Source organism: Phytopseudomonas daroniae (assembly GCF_004327275.1).
Lineage (GTDB): Bacteria > Pseudomonadota > Gammaproteobacteria > Pseudomonadales > Pseudomonadaceae > Aquipseudomonas > Aquipseudomonas daroniae.
The window spans coordinates 235636-249663 of sequence record NZ_QJUJ01000002.1 but is presented as its reverse complement, the minus strand read 5'-3'; the positions used below and the strand labels follow the sequence as shown (position 1 = coordinate 249663).

Here is a 14028-nt window from a genome sequence, read left to right as displayed (position 1 = left end):
TATGACAGCAAAATGGCGCAAGCAGACGTAGGGTGGACAACGCTCTTTTTGTCCACCATTACGATTGCGGAGCGGTGGACGGATCGGGCCGCGTAGGCAAGCGTCGGCTACGCGCCCCGGCCCCCCCCTACGACCGGATACGGGCTCCTATTTGCAAGTACACAAAGATCGTGAACAGGTTCTTAGCGCTCCAGCAGGATCCGCAGCATGCGGCGCAGTGGCTCGGCCGCCCCCCATAGCAGTTGGTCACCCACGGTGAAGGCACCCAGGTATTGCGAGCCCATGTTAAGTTTGCGCAGACGCCCGACCGGCACGCTCAGCGTGCCCGTGACGGCTGTCGGGCCGAGATCGCGAATGCTGGCTTCGCGATGGTTCGGCACCAGCTTGACCCAGGGATTGTGCTGGCTGATCAGCCCTTCGATATCGGACAGCGGCACATCCTTGTTCAGCTTGATGGTCAGTGCCTGGCTGTGGCAGCGCATGGCGCCGATGCGTACGCAGATACCATCGACCGGAATCGGGTTCTTGAAGCGACCGAGAATCTTGTTGGTTTCCGCCTGGGCCTTCCACTCTTCGCGGCTCTGCCCGTTAGGCAGTTCCTTGTCGATGTAAGGAATCAGGCTGCCAGCCAGCGGTACGCCGAAGTTGTCGACCGGGAACGCATCGCCGCGCATGGCTTCGGCCACCTTGCGGTCGATATCGAGAATGGCGCTGGCCGGGTCGGCCAGCTCATCCGCCACACTGGCGTTGACCGCGCCCATCTGCTTGATCAGTTCGCGCATGTTCTGCGCACCGGCACCGGAAGCCGCCTGATAGGTCATGGCGCTCATCCACTCGACCAGACCGGCTTCGTAGAGACCACCCAGCGCCATCAGCATCAGGCTGACGGTGCAGTTGCCACCGATGTAGTTACGCGCGCCCAGGTCGAGCTGCTGGTCGATGACCTTGCGGTTGACCGGATCGAGCACGATCACCGCGTCGTCGGCCATGCGCAGCGAGGACGCTGCATCGATCCAGTAGCCCTGCCAGCCGGCTTCGCGCAGCTTGGGGAAGACTTCGTTGGTGTAGTCGCCACCCTGACAGGTGAGAATCACGTCCAGACCTTTCAACTCATCGATGCTGTAAGCATCCTTGAGCGTCTCGGTTTCCTTGCCGATGGCCGGGCCCTGGCCGCCGACATTGGAGGTAGTGAAGAACACCGGCTCGATCAGATCGAAATCCTGTTCTTCCAGCATGCGCTGCATGAGTACGGAACCCACCATGCCACGCCAACCGATAAGACCTACACGTTTCATAACCACTACACCTATATGAACAAACCGCCGGACAAGTTCCAGCGGCCTGGAAGATTACAGACTACGCAGCGCTTCGACTACCGCATCACCCATCGCCGCCGTGCCGACCTTGGTCGTACCCGCCGAGTGGATATCGCCGGTACGCAGACCCTGATCGAGCACGCGGCTCACGGCCAGTTCGATGGCATCGGCGGCCTGGGTCTGATTGAAGCTGTAACGCAGCATCATGGATACCGAGAGAATGGTCGCCAGCGGGTTGGCGATGCCCTGCCCGGCGATATCCGGCGCCGAACCGTGGCACGGCTCGTACATGCCCTTGTTGTTGGCATCCAGCGAAGCAGACGGCAGCATGCCGATGGAACCGGTGAGCATGGAAGCTTCATCCGACAGGATGTCGCCGAACATGTTGTCGGTGACCACCACATCGAACTGCTTGGGCGCACGCACCAGTTGCATGGCGGCGTTGTCGACGTACATGTGGCTCAGTTCGACGTCAGGATAATCCTTGGCCACTTCTTCGACCACCGTGCGCCACAGCTGGCTGGAGGCCAGCACGTTGGCCTTGTCCACCGAGCACAGCTTGTTGCCGCGAACGCGGGCCATGTCGAAACCGACCTTGGCGATACGGCGGATCTCGCTTTCGCTGTACGGCAGCGTGTCGTAGGCCATGCGCTCGCCATTATCGAGTACTTTGCTCTCGCGGGGCTGACCGAAGTAGATGCCACCGGTCAGCTCGCGCACGATGAGGATATCCAGGCCCGCGACCACTTCCGGCTTCAGCGATGAGGCATCGGCCAGTTGCGGATAGAGGATCGCCGGACGCAGGTTGGCGAACAGGCCCAGTTGCGAACGGATCTTCAGCAGGCCACGCTCCGGGCGGATGGCCGGGTCGATCTTGTCCCACTTCGGCCCGCCCACTGCGCCAAGCAGCACGGCATCGGCAGCGCGTGCGCGCTCCAGGGTTTCGTCGGCCAGGGGCACGCCATACTTGTCCACGGCAGCACCGCCCAGCTCGTCGAACGAGAGCTCGAAGTCCAGGGCGAACTTGTCGTTGGCCAGGCGCAGCACCTTGACTGCTTCGGCCATGATTTCCGGGCCGATACCGTCACCGGGGAGAATCAGAATCTGCTTGCTCATCGTTTTTTCCTTCACGAAACCCAGGTCGCACGCCCCCATCTATGGGTCAAATGCCTGCGACATTTAGAAACCTGAACAGGCCTGCGACCTCTGCCCTGCCGAAAAGGGCGCCATGTTCGACGCCCAGGCAGCATGGGTCAATGGTACGCACGGCCCATCGACAGACAACACGTAACCTTATCTTTCCGCCCAGAGCACCAGCACATCGGTGCTGAAAGAGCCGTCCGCGGTGATCTCGAAGTACTCGCGCACCTCCTCGCCGACAGCCCCCTGCAAGGCCAGGATCGCCTCACGCATCACCTGCGGCGTGCGCATCCGTTCGACCCAGGAAGCGAACTCCAGACGCAGACGCTGCCGGGTATGGCTGCGCACCTGCAAGCCCGCCTCGCTGACCTGACGCAGCCATTCGGCCGGCGAATAGTCACGCACATGGCTGGTGTCGCGCAGCACCTCGACGCTCTGCAGGTAGGTGTCCAGCAACGGCCGGCCCGGCGACGCGACATCGATGAAAGCGGCCACGCCACCGGGCTTGAGCACTCGACGCACCTCACGCAGGGCCAGGCCGAGATCGCTCCAGTGATGCGCCGAGTAACGGCTGAAGACGAAATCGAACTCGCCCTCGGCGAAAGGCAGTCGCTCAGCGGCGCCGTGCACGGTGCGCAGATTGTTCAGACCACGCTCTGCAGCAGCACGGGCGACCACCTCGAGCATTTGCTCGGAGAGGTCATAAGCCACCACCTCGCCCACCTGCGGCGCAATCTGGAAGCTGACATGCCCAGCACCGCAGCCCAGATCGAGCACACGAGCCTGGTCATGCCCGCTGACTTCGGCCTGCAACAGGGCGAATTCGCTGCCCTGGGCATGCACCGTACTGGTCAGATAAGCGTTGGCCTGCTCACCGAACTGGCGCTGTACCACCCCTGCGTGACCTTTATCCGTCATCTGCGACTCTCCAGCGACGCTGTTACTTGATAGCGCCGAACAACCAGGGCTGACGCTGCTGATAACCGACTTCGAAAGCGCGGATCGCGTCAGCGTCCTGCAAGGTCAGGCCGATATCATCAAGGCCGTTGAGCAGGCAATGCTTGCGGAAGGCATCGACTTCGAAGCTGTACTGCACACCGTCAGGACGGGTCACGGTTTGCGCCGCGAGATCGACGGTCAGTTGATAGCCTTCCTGGGCCTCGGCCTGCTCGAACAGTGCATCCACTTCGCTTTCCGCGAGGATGATCGGCAGCAGGCCGTTCTTGAAGCTGTTGTTGAAGAAGATGTCGGCGAAGCTCGGCGCGATCACGGTGCGAAAACCGTATTCGTCCAGCGCCCAGGGTGCGTGTTCACGGCTCGAGCCGCAGCCGAAGTTCTCGCGGGCCAACAGCACGCTGGCGCCCTGGTAGCGCGGGAAGTTCAGCACGAAATCCTTGTTGATCGGACGGTTGGAGTTGTCCTGATTCGGCTGACCGACATCCAGGTAACGCCACTCGTCGAACAGGTTCGGGCCGAAGCCGGTGCGCTTGATCGACTTGAGAAACTGCTTGGGAATGATCTGGTCGGTATCGACGTTGGCACGATCGAGGGGAGCGACCAGGCCGGTGTGTTGAGTGAAAGGTGTCATGTCGTGCTCCTCAGGCCTGGATCAATTCGCGAACGTCGATGAAGCGACCGGTCACCGCAGCAGCGGCGGCCATGGCCGGGCTGACCAGATGGGTACGGCCACCGGCGCCCTGGCGGCCTTCGAAGTTGCGGTTGGAGGTCGATGCGCAATGCTCGCCGTTGCCGAGTTTGTCCGGGTTCATCGCCAGGCACATGGAGCAGCCTGGCTCACGCCATTCGAAACCGGCCTCGATGAAGATCTTGTCCAGGCCTTCGCTTTCCGCCTGGGCCTTGACCAGACCAGAGCCCGGCACGACCAGCGCCTGCTTGATGGTACCCGCGACCTTGCGGCCCTTGGCCACCTCAGCGGCGGCGCGCAGATCCTCGATACGCGAGTTGGTGCAGGAGCCGATGAACACGCGATCCAGCTGGATATCGGTGATCGGCTGGTTGGCGGCGAGCCCCATGTACTTGAGGGCGCGGGTGATCGAATCCTTCTTCACCGGGTCGCTTTCGCGGGCCGGATCCGGCACGTTCTGGTCGACGGCCAGCACCATCTCTGGCGAAGTCCCCCAGCTGACTTGCGGCTTGATGTCTTCGGCACGCAGTTCGACCACGGTATCGAAATGCGCATCGGCATCGGACACCAGGTCGCGCCACAGGGTAACGGCCTGCTCCCAGTGCTCGCCTTTAGGCGAATACGGGCGGCCCTTGACGTAGGCCAGGGTCTTTTCGTCCACGGCCACAAGACCGACACGAGCGCCAGCCTCGATGGACATGTTGCAGATGGTCATGCGCCCTTCGAGGGACAGCTCGCGGATCGCGCTGCCGGCGAACTCCAGCGCATGGCCGTTACCGCCGGCGGTGCCGATCTTGCCGATCACCGCGAGCACGATGTCCTTGGCGGTGACGCCGAATGGCAGCTTGCCTTCCACGCGCACCTGCATGTTCTTCATCTTCTTGGCGACCAGGCACTGGGTGGCGAGCACGTGCTCGACCTCGGACGTACCGATGCCGTGGGCCAGTGCGCCGAAAGCGCCATGGGTGGAGGTGTGCGAGTCGCCGCAGACCACGGTCATACCCGGCAGGGTGGCGCCCTGCTCCGGGCCGACCACGTGAACGATGCCCTGACGCACGTCGTTCATCTTGAATTCGAGGATGCCGAAGTCGTCGCAGTTCTCGTCCAGAGTCTTGACCTGGATGCGCGAGACTTCATCGGCGATGGCGTCCAGGCCACCCAGGCGCTCGGCGCGGGTGGTCGGCACGTTGTGATCGGGCGTGGCGATGTTGGCATCGATGCGCCAGGGTTTGCGCTGGGCCAGACGCAGGCCTTCGAAAGCCTGGGGCGACGTCACTTCGTGAAGAATGTGGCGGTCGATGTAGATCAGCGACGAACCGTCGTCGCGTCGCTTCACTTCGTGCATTTCCCACAACTTGTCGTAGAGCGTCTTGCCTGCCATCAGCCTGTCCTCATCGGTCTTTCTATGCCCGGGCAATAGCCCTTTGGCTTATGGGGTAATGCTACGACCAGGCGTCAAATTACTCAAATTCATATTTTTCATCCAAAGCATTCCCTGACAGAATGCGAGAACCCTCGATTTCAGCCACGGACTCCCAATGGATCTGGCCACCCTCAACGCCTTTATCGCCATCGCCGAACTCGGCAGTTTTTCCGAGGCGGCGATGCGCCTGCACCTCACCCAGCCGGCGGTGAGCAAACGCATCGCCAGCCTGGAGCAACAGTTGCGGGTGCGCCTGTTCGACCGCCTGGGTCGCGAAGTGAGCCTGACCGAGGCAGGCCGCGCCTTGCTGCCGCGCGCTTACCAGATTCTCAACGTGCTGGAGGACACACGCCGCGCGCTGACCAACCTCAACGGCGAGATCACCGGTCGTCTGACCCTCGCGACCAGCCACCACATCGGCCTGCACCGCTTGCCGCCACTGCTGCGCGCCTTTACCCGCGCTTATCCGCAGGTAGCCCTGGACATCCAGTTTCTCGATTCGGAAGTGGCTTATGACGAGGTGTTCCATGGCCGCGCCGAACTGGCGGTGATCACCCTGGCGCCCGATACCCGGGAGCCGGTACGCGCCGTCGCGGTATGGGACGACCCGCTGGATTTCGTCACGGCTCCGGAGCATCCGCTGGCACAGAGCGGCGGCGTGACGCTGGCCGATGTCGCCCTGCACCCGGCAGTGTTTCCCGGCGGCAATACCTTTACCCACCACATCGTGCAGCGCCTGTTCGAGGCCGAAGACCTGACACCCAACATCGCCATGAGCACCAACTACCTGGAAACCATCAAGATGATGGTGTCCATCGGTCTGGCCTGGAGCGTGCTGCCGCGCACCATGCTCGATGAACAGGTCGCCCGTCTGCCCCTGCCGGGCATTCAGCTGTCGCGCCAGCTGGGCTATATCGTGCATACGGAACGCACCCTATCCAACGCGGCCAGAGCCTTCATGCAGTTGCTCGACAGCCAGCGTGACAATCTTGCTTTCGCGCCCGGGCAACGGCTAACGTGATACCTATGCAGGCTATCCGTCGCGCATCATGCTGCGCGACGGATAGCCTCACTGCATGTTCTGCCGTCCTTTTTGTAGAGGAAGGGTTATGGGCAACTCCAATGACAAACGCCCGCCATTGCCCTACGTCCCGGCGCTCGACCCTGCCGAGTTCGAGAAGACCTGGCACGACTCCCAACATCTGCTGGCCGCCCTCAATGGCGCCGGGCTGGGTGCCTGGTTCTGGAATATCGACACGGGCGAAGTCAACTGGTCGCGCGGAGCGCAGAAGCTGTTTGGCCTCGACCCCAACAGCCCGCTGAGCGCTCCTGTCGATTACATCGCACTGATCCCTGAAGAAGACCGCAGCGAAGTCCTGCGCATGTTCCAGGCCGTGCTCGACGGCTCGCCCAATCCAGAGCCGATCCGCCACCGCATCCACTGGCCGGATGGCAGCCTGCACTGGCTGGAAATCACCGGAAGCCTGCAGGCTGGTGACGCAGGCCACCACAGGATGTTCGGGGTAATCCGCGACATCAGCCGCCAACGCACCCAGGAACAGGCCTTGGCCGATAGCCAGGAGCGCCTGCGCATGGCGCTCGAGTCGGCTGATCTGGGCACCTGGGACTGGCACATTCCCAGCAACACCATGTTCACCTCGTCACGCGCGGCCACTTTGCACGGACTACCGGCCGAACCCTTCCACGGCCCCTTCCTGGATTTTTTCGTCCACGTACCCATGAATGACCGCCAGACCATGCGTCAGGCTTACCGGGATTTGCTGTCGAACAATGGCCAGGACTATCAGGTCACCTATCGCACGGTGTACCCGGACAAGCAGGTGCATTATCTGGAGAGCACCGCCAAACTCTATCGTGATGCCCAGAACCAGCCCGTACGCATGACCGGCATCCTCATCGACATCAGCGAACGCACCCTGCGCGAACAGCGCCTGCAGGCTTCCGAGCGCAAATTCGCCACCGTGTTCCAGGCCAGCCCGGATCCAATCTGCGTGACCACACTGCCGCACGGCCGCATTCTGGAGATCAACCCGGCCTTTAGCCAGGCGTTCGGCTGGCGCTCCGCGGAAATCACCGGGCGCAATATTTTCAAGCTCAAGCCCTGGCAAGCCTTGCCAGAAGCCTCGGGCCTGCGTCAGAAAATCTTCAACGGTACGGATCTCACCGACGAACGCATCGACCTGCTCGACCCCCAAGGCCATAGCATGACCTGCGTGGTGTCATGCCGACGCCTGGAGCTCAGCGGGCAACCCTGCGTGCTGACCACCTTTCGCGACATCACCGAGCAGCAGCGTGCTGAAGCAGCGCTCAAGGCCAGCCAGGAGAAATTCTCCAAGGCCTTTCACTCCAGCCCGGACGCCATCACCATCACCACCCGTGACAGCGGCCGTTATATCGAGGTCAACGACGGCTTCACCCGCCTCACCGGCTACAGTGCTGACGAGGTAGTTGGCCGAACCTCCGCGGAGCTGGATATCTGGGCCGATACGGAACAGCGCCAGCGCATGCTCGATACGCTGCGTGACGACGGACACATCCAGCGTATGGAAATGCGCGCCTGGGATCGCGACGGTCGCCATCTGGAGGTCGAAGTGTCGGTCGAGCAGATCGAACTGGATGGGCAACCCTGCCTGCTGCTCACCGCCCGCGATATTGGCGAGCTCAAGGCTGCCCAGGCGCAGATCCAGCACCTGGCCTATCACGATCCACTGACCAACCTGCCCAACCGCGCCCTGCTGATGGATCGCCTGACCCAGCAGATCGCCCTGCTGCAACGCCACGGCTTGCGCGGTGCCCTGCTGTTTCTCGACCTCGATCACTTCAAGCACATCAACGATTCGCTCGGCCACCCGGTCGGCGATGCGGTACTCAAGCTGGTCACCGCACGCCTGGAAGTCAGCGTGCGCGAGGAGGACACCGTGGCCCGCCTGGGCGGTGACGAGTTCGTGGTGCTGCTGACCGGTATCGAGGGCAAGCTCAACCAGGTCATCAGCCATGCCCGCAGCGCTGCCGACAAGCTGCGCAAACTGCTGACCGAGCCGATGCTGCTCGATGGTCACCGCCTGCAGGTGACACCAAGCATTGGCATCGCGCTGATCCCGGATCACGGTCAGACCCCGGCCGACCTGCTCAAGCGCGCTGACATCGCCCTGTATCGCGCCAAGGATTCCGGCCGTAATGCCGTTCAGCTGTTCCACAGCACCATGCAACACGCCGCCAGCGAACGCTTGCGCCTGGAGAACGAGCTGCGCCTGGCCCTGTCCCGCGGCGAATTCGAGCTTTATTTCCAACCCCAGGTGGACGCACGCAACGACCAGATCATCGGCGCCGAAGCACTACTGCGCTGGGCCCATCCAACCCTTGGCGAACAGTCACCAGCGCTGTTCATCCACGTGCTGGAGGAAAGCGGGCTGATCCTGGAGATCGGTGCCTGGGTGATGGTCGAAGCCTGCCATGTCTGCGCCCAGTTGCTGGAAGAGCACATCATTGATGAGCACTTCAGTCTCTGCGTGAATATCAGCACCCGGCAGTTCCGCCAGAACGATTTCGTCGAGCGGGTAGAGCAATGCCTGCTCAAGAACAAACTGCCATTGGGCATGCTCAAGCTGGAGATCACCGAAGGTATCGTCATCCAGGACATCGACGACACCATCGCCAAGATGAATCGCCTGCGGCAGCTGGGCGTGAGCTTCGCCATGGACGATTTCGGTACCGGCTACTCGTCGCTCACCTACCTCAAGCGCCTGCCGGTGGACGTACTGAAGATCGATCAATCGTTCGTGCGCGACGCCACCAGCAATTCCAGCGATGCGGAAATCATCCGCGCTGTCGTAGCGCTTGGCTTGAGCCTGGGCCTGGAGGTCATCGCCGAGGGCGTGGAGCAGCAGAGCCAGCTGGACTTCCTGCAAAGCCAGGGCTGCCACTGTTATCAGGGTTACCTGTTCAGCCGGCCACAGCCACTGGCCGAGTTCCGCGCCCTGCTGGCCCATACCAGCCAGCGCCCGCGGCTCGACTGAAACAGAAAAGGCGCCACGCGGGCGCCTTTCTGGCTGATTGCCGAAGCGGGAGATCAGCTCTCCAGCGCCGGGCGCGCAGCACCGATGGGAATGCGCTTGGCTTTGGCCTCTTCTGGAACCAGGCGCTCCAGCTCGATGTTGAGCAGGCCATTGACCAGGCTGGCACCCTTGACTTCGATATGGTCGGCCAGGCGGAACGACAGCTTGAAGGAACGCTGGGCGATCCCCTGATACAGGTAGGTGACATTCTCGCCATTGCCTGCGCGCTTGCCCCCGGTCACGGTCAGCACGCCGCGCTCGACTTGCAGATCCAGGTCTTCATCCTGGAAGCCGGCCGCTGCGATGACGATGCGGTATTGATCGTCGGCATGCTTCTCGACGTTGTAAGGGGGATAGCTGCTGCCCGTCTCGTTGCGCATCGCCGACTCGAACAGGTCGTTGAAACGGTCGAAACCGATGGACTGACGAAACAGCGGGGTCATGGAAAATGCATTGCTCATGGTAAAGCTCCTGATTTTTCAGCGAGTGAATTAGGGTCTGTTGACGTTTCACGCACGGCCGCGCCGGAGCCCGTTTTGCCGCGAGGCAAGGCACGAGCTGCGAAGTTTGGCTGGCCAAATGAGCCGGCGAGAAACGCAGCATCGCGGTAAAACGGGCCCGGCCCTACGGGTTGCGCGGGAAATCTCGCCATGCGTTGTTGGAGGACTTGGCAAGGGAACGACCATTACCGGCGTCCTCCGCCTAGCCTGGCGAGATTTCTCGCGGCAACGCGGCTCGCGCTGAAACGTCAACAGACCCTAGGTGCGAGACCCGACTTCGGCATCCCGCAGTGCTAAAAATATGGCTGCCCGAAAAAATTTCAAGGGCCGGCAAAAAAGGGAGTTTTCACGATGAGCAAAGTGATTCTGATCACCGGCGCCAGCCGTGGTATCGGCGCCGCCACCGCCCGCCTGGCCGCGCAACGCGGCTATGCGGTGGCGATCAACTATCGCCAGCAGGCCGGTGCGGCCGAAGAGCTGGTCAGCGAGATCACTCGCGCCGGCGGTAGAGCCCTGGCGTTGCAGGCCGATGTGGCGAACGAGACGGAGGTCAGGCGCCTGTTCGCCACCGTCGATGAGCGCCTGGGCCGGTTTGACGTGCTGGTCAACAATGCCGGCATCCTGGAGCAACAGATGCGCCTGGAGGCGATGACCCTGGAACGCTGGCAGCGGGTCTTCGCCACCAATGTGTTCGGCAGCTTTCTGTGCAGCCGCGAAGCGGTGAAACGCATGTCCACCCGCCAGGGCGGACGCGGCGGCGCCATCGTCAACGTGTCGTCGATCGCCGCCCGCCTGGGCGCGCCTGAGGAATATATCGACTACGCCGCCGCCAAGGGAGCCGTGGACAGCATGACGGTTGGGCTGGCCAAGGAACTGGCCGCCGATGGCATCCGCGTCAATGCCGTGCGCCCCGGCGTGATCGACACCGAGATCCATGCCAGCGGTGGCGAACCGGAGCGCGTCGCCCGTATTGCCAAGAGCATCCCTCTGGCTCGGGGCGGGCTCGCCGAGGAAGTGGCCGAAGCGATCCTGTGGCTGGCCAGCGACCAGGCTTCCTACACCAGCGGCACCCTGCTCGACGTCAGCGGTGGCCGTTGAGTCGCCTTGGCTAAACCGCCTGACGGTCGTCCTGCTCGCGCGGCGCAAAGGCTACGCCGAGTAATGCGTCGATATGTTCGCAACTGGTTTCCCGGCGCAATTTAGCGAACAACTCCACGGCCTGCGGATAGCTGCGCGTGAGCATGGCCAACCATTGCTTCAGGCGCCCCGGTGCATAGCGCGGGGAAATCTTGCGCCGTGCCTGTAGCCAGAAATCCGCCAGCAGCGGCTGCAGCTCCTCCCAGGTCATGACTCCGGCGTCCTGCCCTGCCCGCGCGGCGGCGATCTGCCGCGCCAGGTCGGGCCGCGCCACCACGCCGCGACCGAGCATGATGTCCTCGACGCCGCTCACCTCACGACAGCGCCGCCAGTCGTCCAGCGACCAGATATCGCCGTTGGCGTACACCGGAACCGCCACGGCCTCCTGCACCCGCGCCACCCACTCCCAATGGGCTGGCGGCTTGTAGCCCTCGACCTTGGTACGCGCATGCACGACGATCTGCGAAGCGCCGCCCTCGGCCAGCGCCTGGGCACAATCGATGGCCCAGTCCTTGTGATCGAAGCCCAGGCGCATCTTGGCCGTGACGGGAATGGCGGCCGGCACGCAGCGGCGCACCTCACGCAGAATCGCGTGCAGCAATTCCGGCTCCTTGAGCAACACCGCTCCGCCCCGCGACTTGTTGACGGTCTTGGCCGGGCAGCCGAAGTTGAGGTCGATCACCGGCGCACCCAGGGTGCAGGCGTAGGCCGCATTGTCACCGAGGCACTGGGGGTCGGAGCCGAGCAACTGCACGCGCAGCGGTGTGCCCGCGGCGGTTCTTGCGCCGTTGAACAGCTCCGGGGCCAGCTTGCGATATGTAGATCGCGGTAGCACGCGGTCAGTGACCCGGATGAACTCGGTCACGCACCAGTCGATACCACCGACCCGGGTCAGCACATCGCGAAGGATTTCATCGACCAATCCTTCCATGGGCGCCAGGGCGATCTGCATAGCTGTTCTCTCGAAAAATGGCGGAATCCTGGAAAGTCGCAAGGCACGCCAACGACTACTTCAAAGCGGCGCGTAGTGTAGCGGTGCCCAGCCGGGCAGCACAGCCACCGGCGAGCTGAACATCCGCCAGCCACTCGCAGTCCATTGCAGTATCGATCCATTGCCTGGAGCCACCATGATTCGACGCCTGCTAACCGGCAGCCTGCTCGCATCGCTACTGTCCACGCCAGCCAGCTTCGCCGGGACGCCGATATCCGAAGGCGTACCCATCGACCCGGCAGCCAGCGCCAAGCTTATCGTCAGCCGCGACCGCAATGCGCCCAATGCCTGCGACTTGCAGTTACGCATGGACGAGCAGTTGCTGGTGCCTATACCGGCGGGCGAGAGCGTGACACTGGATGTGCCCAGCGGCGAACGCAGCATCGTGCTCACGCCTTCACGGGAAGGTTTCTGCGCGGAGATCGATCTGGTAAGCAGCCAGTCGATTTTGCTGCTGCCCGGCGAAACCCGGCGTTACCAGGCGATTTATGAAGAGCAGAAGTTGTTTCTGGCACCGCAGCAGTAGCGTCCTAGGCCGGTAACAGCGCCTTGCCATAACCATCCACGAACTCGGCCGGCATGCGCTTCGGGCGTCCGCTGGACAGTTCGATGCAGACGAAAGTGGTTCGCGCACGCAATAACGTCACGCCATCCTGCGGACGAACCAGCTGGAAGCAGCGATCCATCTTCAAGCGCTGATCGGACTCGACGATCCACGTCCCCATCAGCAGCTCCTGGCCCTCATAGGCGCTGCTCAGGTAATCGATCTCATGACGCACCACCGCCATGGCGCGATCGAGGCGACGATACTCGACCAGATCCAGCCCGAGCGACTGCGAGTGACGCCAGGCGCAACGCTCCAGCCAGGCCACGTAGACGGCATTATTGGCGTGCCCAAGGCCGTCGATATCCTCGTCGCCGACCATCAGCTCGAGGATGAAAGGATCGGGACGATCCCAATTCATGAATAGCACTCCCGATTACCGGCCGGTTCGCAGGCCTCGTCGACTGCCGGCAAAACCGGTCGCGCCTGCTGCAGCACGGCATCCATTGTCAGCTTCATGCAACGATCCTCTATCGGCCAGAACGATGTTCAGGGCCAGACATTAGGGGCTGTTGACGTTTCAGTGCAAGCCGCATCGGGCGCCACGCGTCTGGCAGTCACGGCTTTTCGAGTGCACAAAAACAAAAGGGCCACTTCCGGAGAAGTGACCCTTAAAAATCCCGCAGAGCGGGCAAAACTGGCGTCCCCTAGGGGACTCGAACCCCTGTTACCGCCGTGAAAGGGCGGTGTCCTAGGCCACTAGACGAAGGGGACGAAACCTTCGAAGAACAAGGCCAGCGCTAGGCTGGCCTGTCGTGGAATTGGTGGAGCTAGACGGGATCGAACCGTCGACCTCTTGCATGCCATGCAAGCGCTCTCCCAGCTGAGCTATAGCCCCGGATTTAACGTCTCTCGACACACATCGCCGAAGCAATGCGGCTGGAAATAATGGCGTCCCCTAGGGGACTCGAACCCCTGTTACCGCCGTGAAAGGGCGGTGTCCTAGGCCACTAGACGAAGGGGACGCAAGGCCCTTCTTTACAACTCAACCCGTTCCGCAGAACCGATTGTGGCTATCGAGATTGGTGGAGCTAGACGGGATCGAACCGTCGACCTCTTGCATGCCATGCAAGCGCTCTCCCAGCTGAGCTATAGCCCCATCTCGAGGACGGGGCGCATGTTAAGTGCGGCCCCGCACCCTGTCAACAAAATTTTGGCTGGCGGTGCGTTTTTTTTCGCTGACATAACAAACACTT

Annotated in this window: 12 protein-coding genes and 4 tRNA genes; 4 read left to right on the top strand and 12 right to left on the bottom strand. The window is 62.4% G+C overall.

The genetic code is table 11. The features are described from left to right. Positions 1 to 182 precede the first annotated feature (182 nt). The 5 genes from asd to leuC form a co-directional block, all read right to left on the bottom strand. Positions 183 to 1295 (bottom strand): aspartate-semialdehyde dehydrogenase, encoded by a 1113-nt coding sequence (gene asd, locus DNK10_RS06260; protein WP_131178501.1) that lies wholly within the window; start codon positions 1293 to 1295, stop codon positions 183 to 185. Positions 1296 to 1349: 54 nt separating this feature from the next. Then, positions 1350 to 2432 carry a 3-isopropylmalate dehydrogenase gene (leuB, locus tag DNK10_RS06255; RefSeq protein ID WP_131178502.1) on the bottom strand — a complete coding sequence of 361 codons (1083 nt, stop codon included), beginning with the start codon at positions 2430 to 2432 and terminating at the stop codon, positions 1350 to 1352. A gap of 177 nt (positions 2433 to 2609) precedes the next feature. After that, positions 2610 to 3374: a class I SAM-dependent methyltransferase gene (locus tag DNK10_RS06250; RefSeq protein WP_131178503.1), complete on the bottom strand. Its 765-nt coding sequence runs from the start codon at positions 3372 to 3374 to the stop codon at positions 2610 to 2612. Positions 3375 to 3396: 22 nt separating this feature from the next. Beyond that, positions 3397 to 4044: a 3-isopropylmalate dehydratase small subunit gene (gene leuD / locus DNK10_RS06245; protein ID WP_131178504.1), complete on the bottom strand. Its 648-nt coding sequence runs from the start codon at positions 4042 to 4044 to the stop codon at positions 3397 to 3399. Positions 4045 to 4054: 10 nt separating this feature from the next. Continuing rightward, entirely contained in the window at positions 4055 to 5482 is a 1428-nt protein-coding gene (leuC, locus tag DNK10_RS06240; RefSeq protein ID WP_131178505.1) for a 3-isopropylmalate dehydratase large subunit, read from the bottom strand. A gap of 157 nt (positions 5483 to 5639) precedes the next feature. Between leuC and DNK10_RS06235 the strand changes: the two genes are divergently transcribed. Next, entirely contained in the window at positions 5640 to 6545 is a 906-nt protein-coding gene (locus DNK10_RS06235; protein WP_131178506.1) for a LysR family transcriptional regulator, read from the top strand. A gap of 88 nt (positions 6546 to 6633) precedes the next feature. After that, the gene (locus DNK10_RS06230) at positions 6634 to 9561 is read left to right on the top strand and encodes a GGDEF domain-containing phosphodiesterase (RefSeq protein WP_131178507.1); all 2928 of its coding nucleotides are present in this window, start codon (positions 6634 to 6636) and stop codon (positions 9559 to 9561) included. A 53-nt stretch (positions 9562 to 9614) separates the two neighbouring features. On the opposite strand, the gene DNK10_RS06225 is transcribed toward DNK10_RS06230, so the two are convergent. Next, positions 9615 to 10061: an Hsp20 family protein gene (locus tag DNK10_RS06225; protein ID WP_131178508.1), complete on the bottom strand. Its 447-nt coding sequence runs from the start codon at positions 10059 to 10061 to the stop codon at positions 9615 to 9617. A gap of 390 nt (positions 10062 to 10451) precedes the next feature. On the opposite strand from DNK10_RS06225, the gene DNK10_RS06215 reads away from it, so the two are divergent. Then, positions 10452 to 11198 carry an SDR family oxidoreductase gene (locus DNK10_RS06215; protein WP_131178510.1) on the top strand — a complete coding sequence of 249 codons (747 nt, stop codon included), beginning with the start codon at positions 10452 to 10454 and terminating at the stop codon, positions 11196 to 11198. A gap of 10 nt (positions 11199 to 11208) precedes the next feature. Here the strand turns inward: DNK10_RS06215 and DNK10_RS06210 are convergent, their stop codons facing one another. Next, positions 11209 to 12189 carry a tRNA dihydrouridine synthase gene (locus DNK10_RS06210; protein WP_131178511.1) on the bottom strand — a complete coding sequence of 327 codons (981 nt, stop codon included), beginning with the start codon at positions 12187 to 12189 and terminating at the stop codon, positions 11209 to 11211. Between the two features lie 175 nt (positions 12190 to 12364). On the opposite strand from DNK10_RS06210, the gene DNK10_RS06205 reads away from it, so the two are divergent. After that, complete coding sequence (locus tag DNK10_RS06205; RefSeq protein ID WP_131190942.1) at positions 12365 to 12754, top strand: hypothetical protein; 390 nt, start codon at positions 12365 to 12367, stop codon at positions 12752 to 12754. A 4-nt stretch (positions 12755 to 12758) separates the two neighbouring features. Here the strand turns inward: DNK10_RS06205 and DNK10_RS06200 are convergent, their stop codons facing one another. From DNK10_RS06200 to DNK10_RS06180, 5 genes are all read right to left on the bottom strand, one after another. Then, a complete protein-coding gene (locus DNK10_RS06200; protein ID WP_131178513.1) occupies positions 12759 to 13193 on the bottom strand; it encodes an acyl-CoA thioesterase in 435 nt (144 codons plus the stop codon). Positions 13194 to 13470: 277 nt separating this feature from the next. Next, positions 13471 to 13546: transfer RNA gene (locus DNK10_RS06195), tRNA-Glu, on the bottom strand. A gap of 48 nt (positions 13547 to 13594) precedes the next feature. After that, positions 13595 to 13670 (bottom strand) — tRNA-Ala (locus tag DNK10_RS06190). Positions 13671 to 13721: 51 nt separating this feature from the next. Next, positions 13722 to 13797, bottom strand: a tRNA-Glu gene (locus DNK10_RS06185). A gap of 58 nt (positions 13798 to 13855) precedes the next feature. Continuing rightward, positions 13856 to 13931, bottom strand: a tRNA-Ala gene (locus DNK10_RS06180). Positions 13932 to 14028 lie beyond the last annotated feature (97 nt).

Bases quoted from the DNA above. Each gene is read 5' to 3' on its own strand.
- asd (WP_131178501.1), bottom strand. From the start codon at position 1,295: ATGAAACGTGTAGGTCTTATCGGTTGGCGTGGCATGGTGGGTTCCGTA.
- leuB (WP_131178502.1), bottom strand. From the start codon at position 2,432: ATGAGCAAGCAGATTCTGATTCTCCCCGGTGACGGTATCGGCCCGGAA.
- DNK10_RS06250 (WP_131178503.1), bottom strand. From the start codon at position 3,374: ATGACGGATAAAGGTCACGCAGGGGTGGTACAGCGCCAGTTCGGTGAG.
- leuD (WP_131178504.1), bottom strand. From the start codon at position 4,044: ATGACACCTTTCACTCAACACACCGGCCTGGTCGCTCCCCTCGATCGT.
- leuC (WP_131178505.1), bottom strand. From the start codon at position 5,482: ATGGCAGGCAAGACGCTCTACGACAAGTTGTGGGAAATGCACGAAGTG.
- DNK10_RS06235 (WP_131178506.1), top strand. From the start codon at position 5,640: ATGGATCTGGCCACCCTCAACGCCTTTATCGCCATCGCCGAACTCGGC.
- DNK10_RS06230 (WP_131178507.1), top strand. From the start codon at position 6,634: ATGGGCAACTCCAATGACAAACGCCCGCCATTGCCCTACGTCCCGGCG.
- DNK10_RS06225 (WP_131178508.1), bottom strand. From the start codon at position 10,061: ATGAGCAATGCATTTTCCATGACCCCGCTGTTTCGTCAGTCCATCGGT.
- DNK10_RS06215 (WP_131178510.1), top strand. From the start codon at position 10,452: ATGAGCAAAGTGATTCTGATCACCGGCGCCAGCCGTGGTATCGGCGCC.
- DNK10_RS06210 (WP_131178511.1), bottom strand. From the start codon at position 12,189: ATGCAGATCGCCCTGGCGCCCATGGAAGGATTGGTCGATGAAATCCTT.
- DNK10_RS06205 (WP_131190942.1), top strand. From the start codon at position 12,365: ATGATTCGACGCCTGCTAACCGGCAGCCTGCTCGCATCGCTACTGTCC.
- DNK10_RS06200 (WP_131178513.1), bottom strand. From the start codon at position 13,193: ATGAATTGGGATCGTCCCGATCCTTTCATCCTCGAGCTGATGGTCGGC.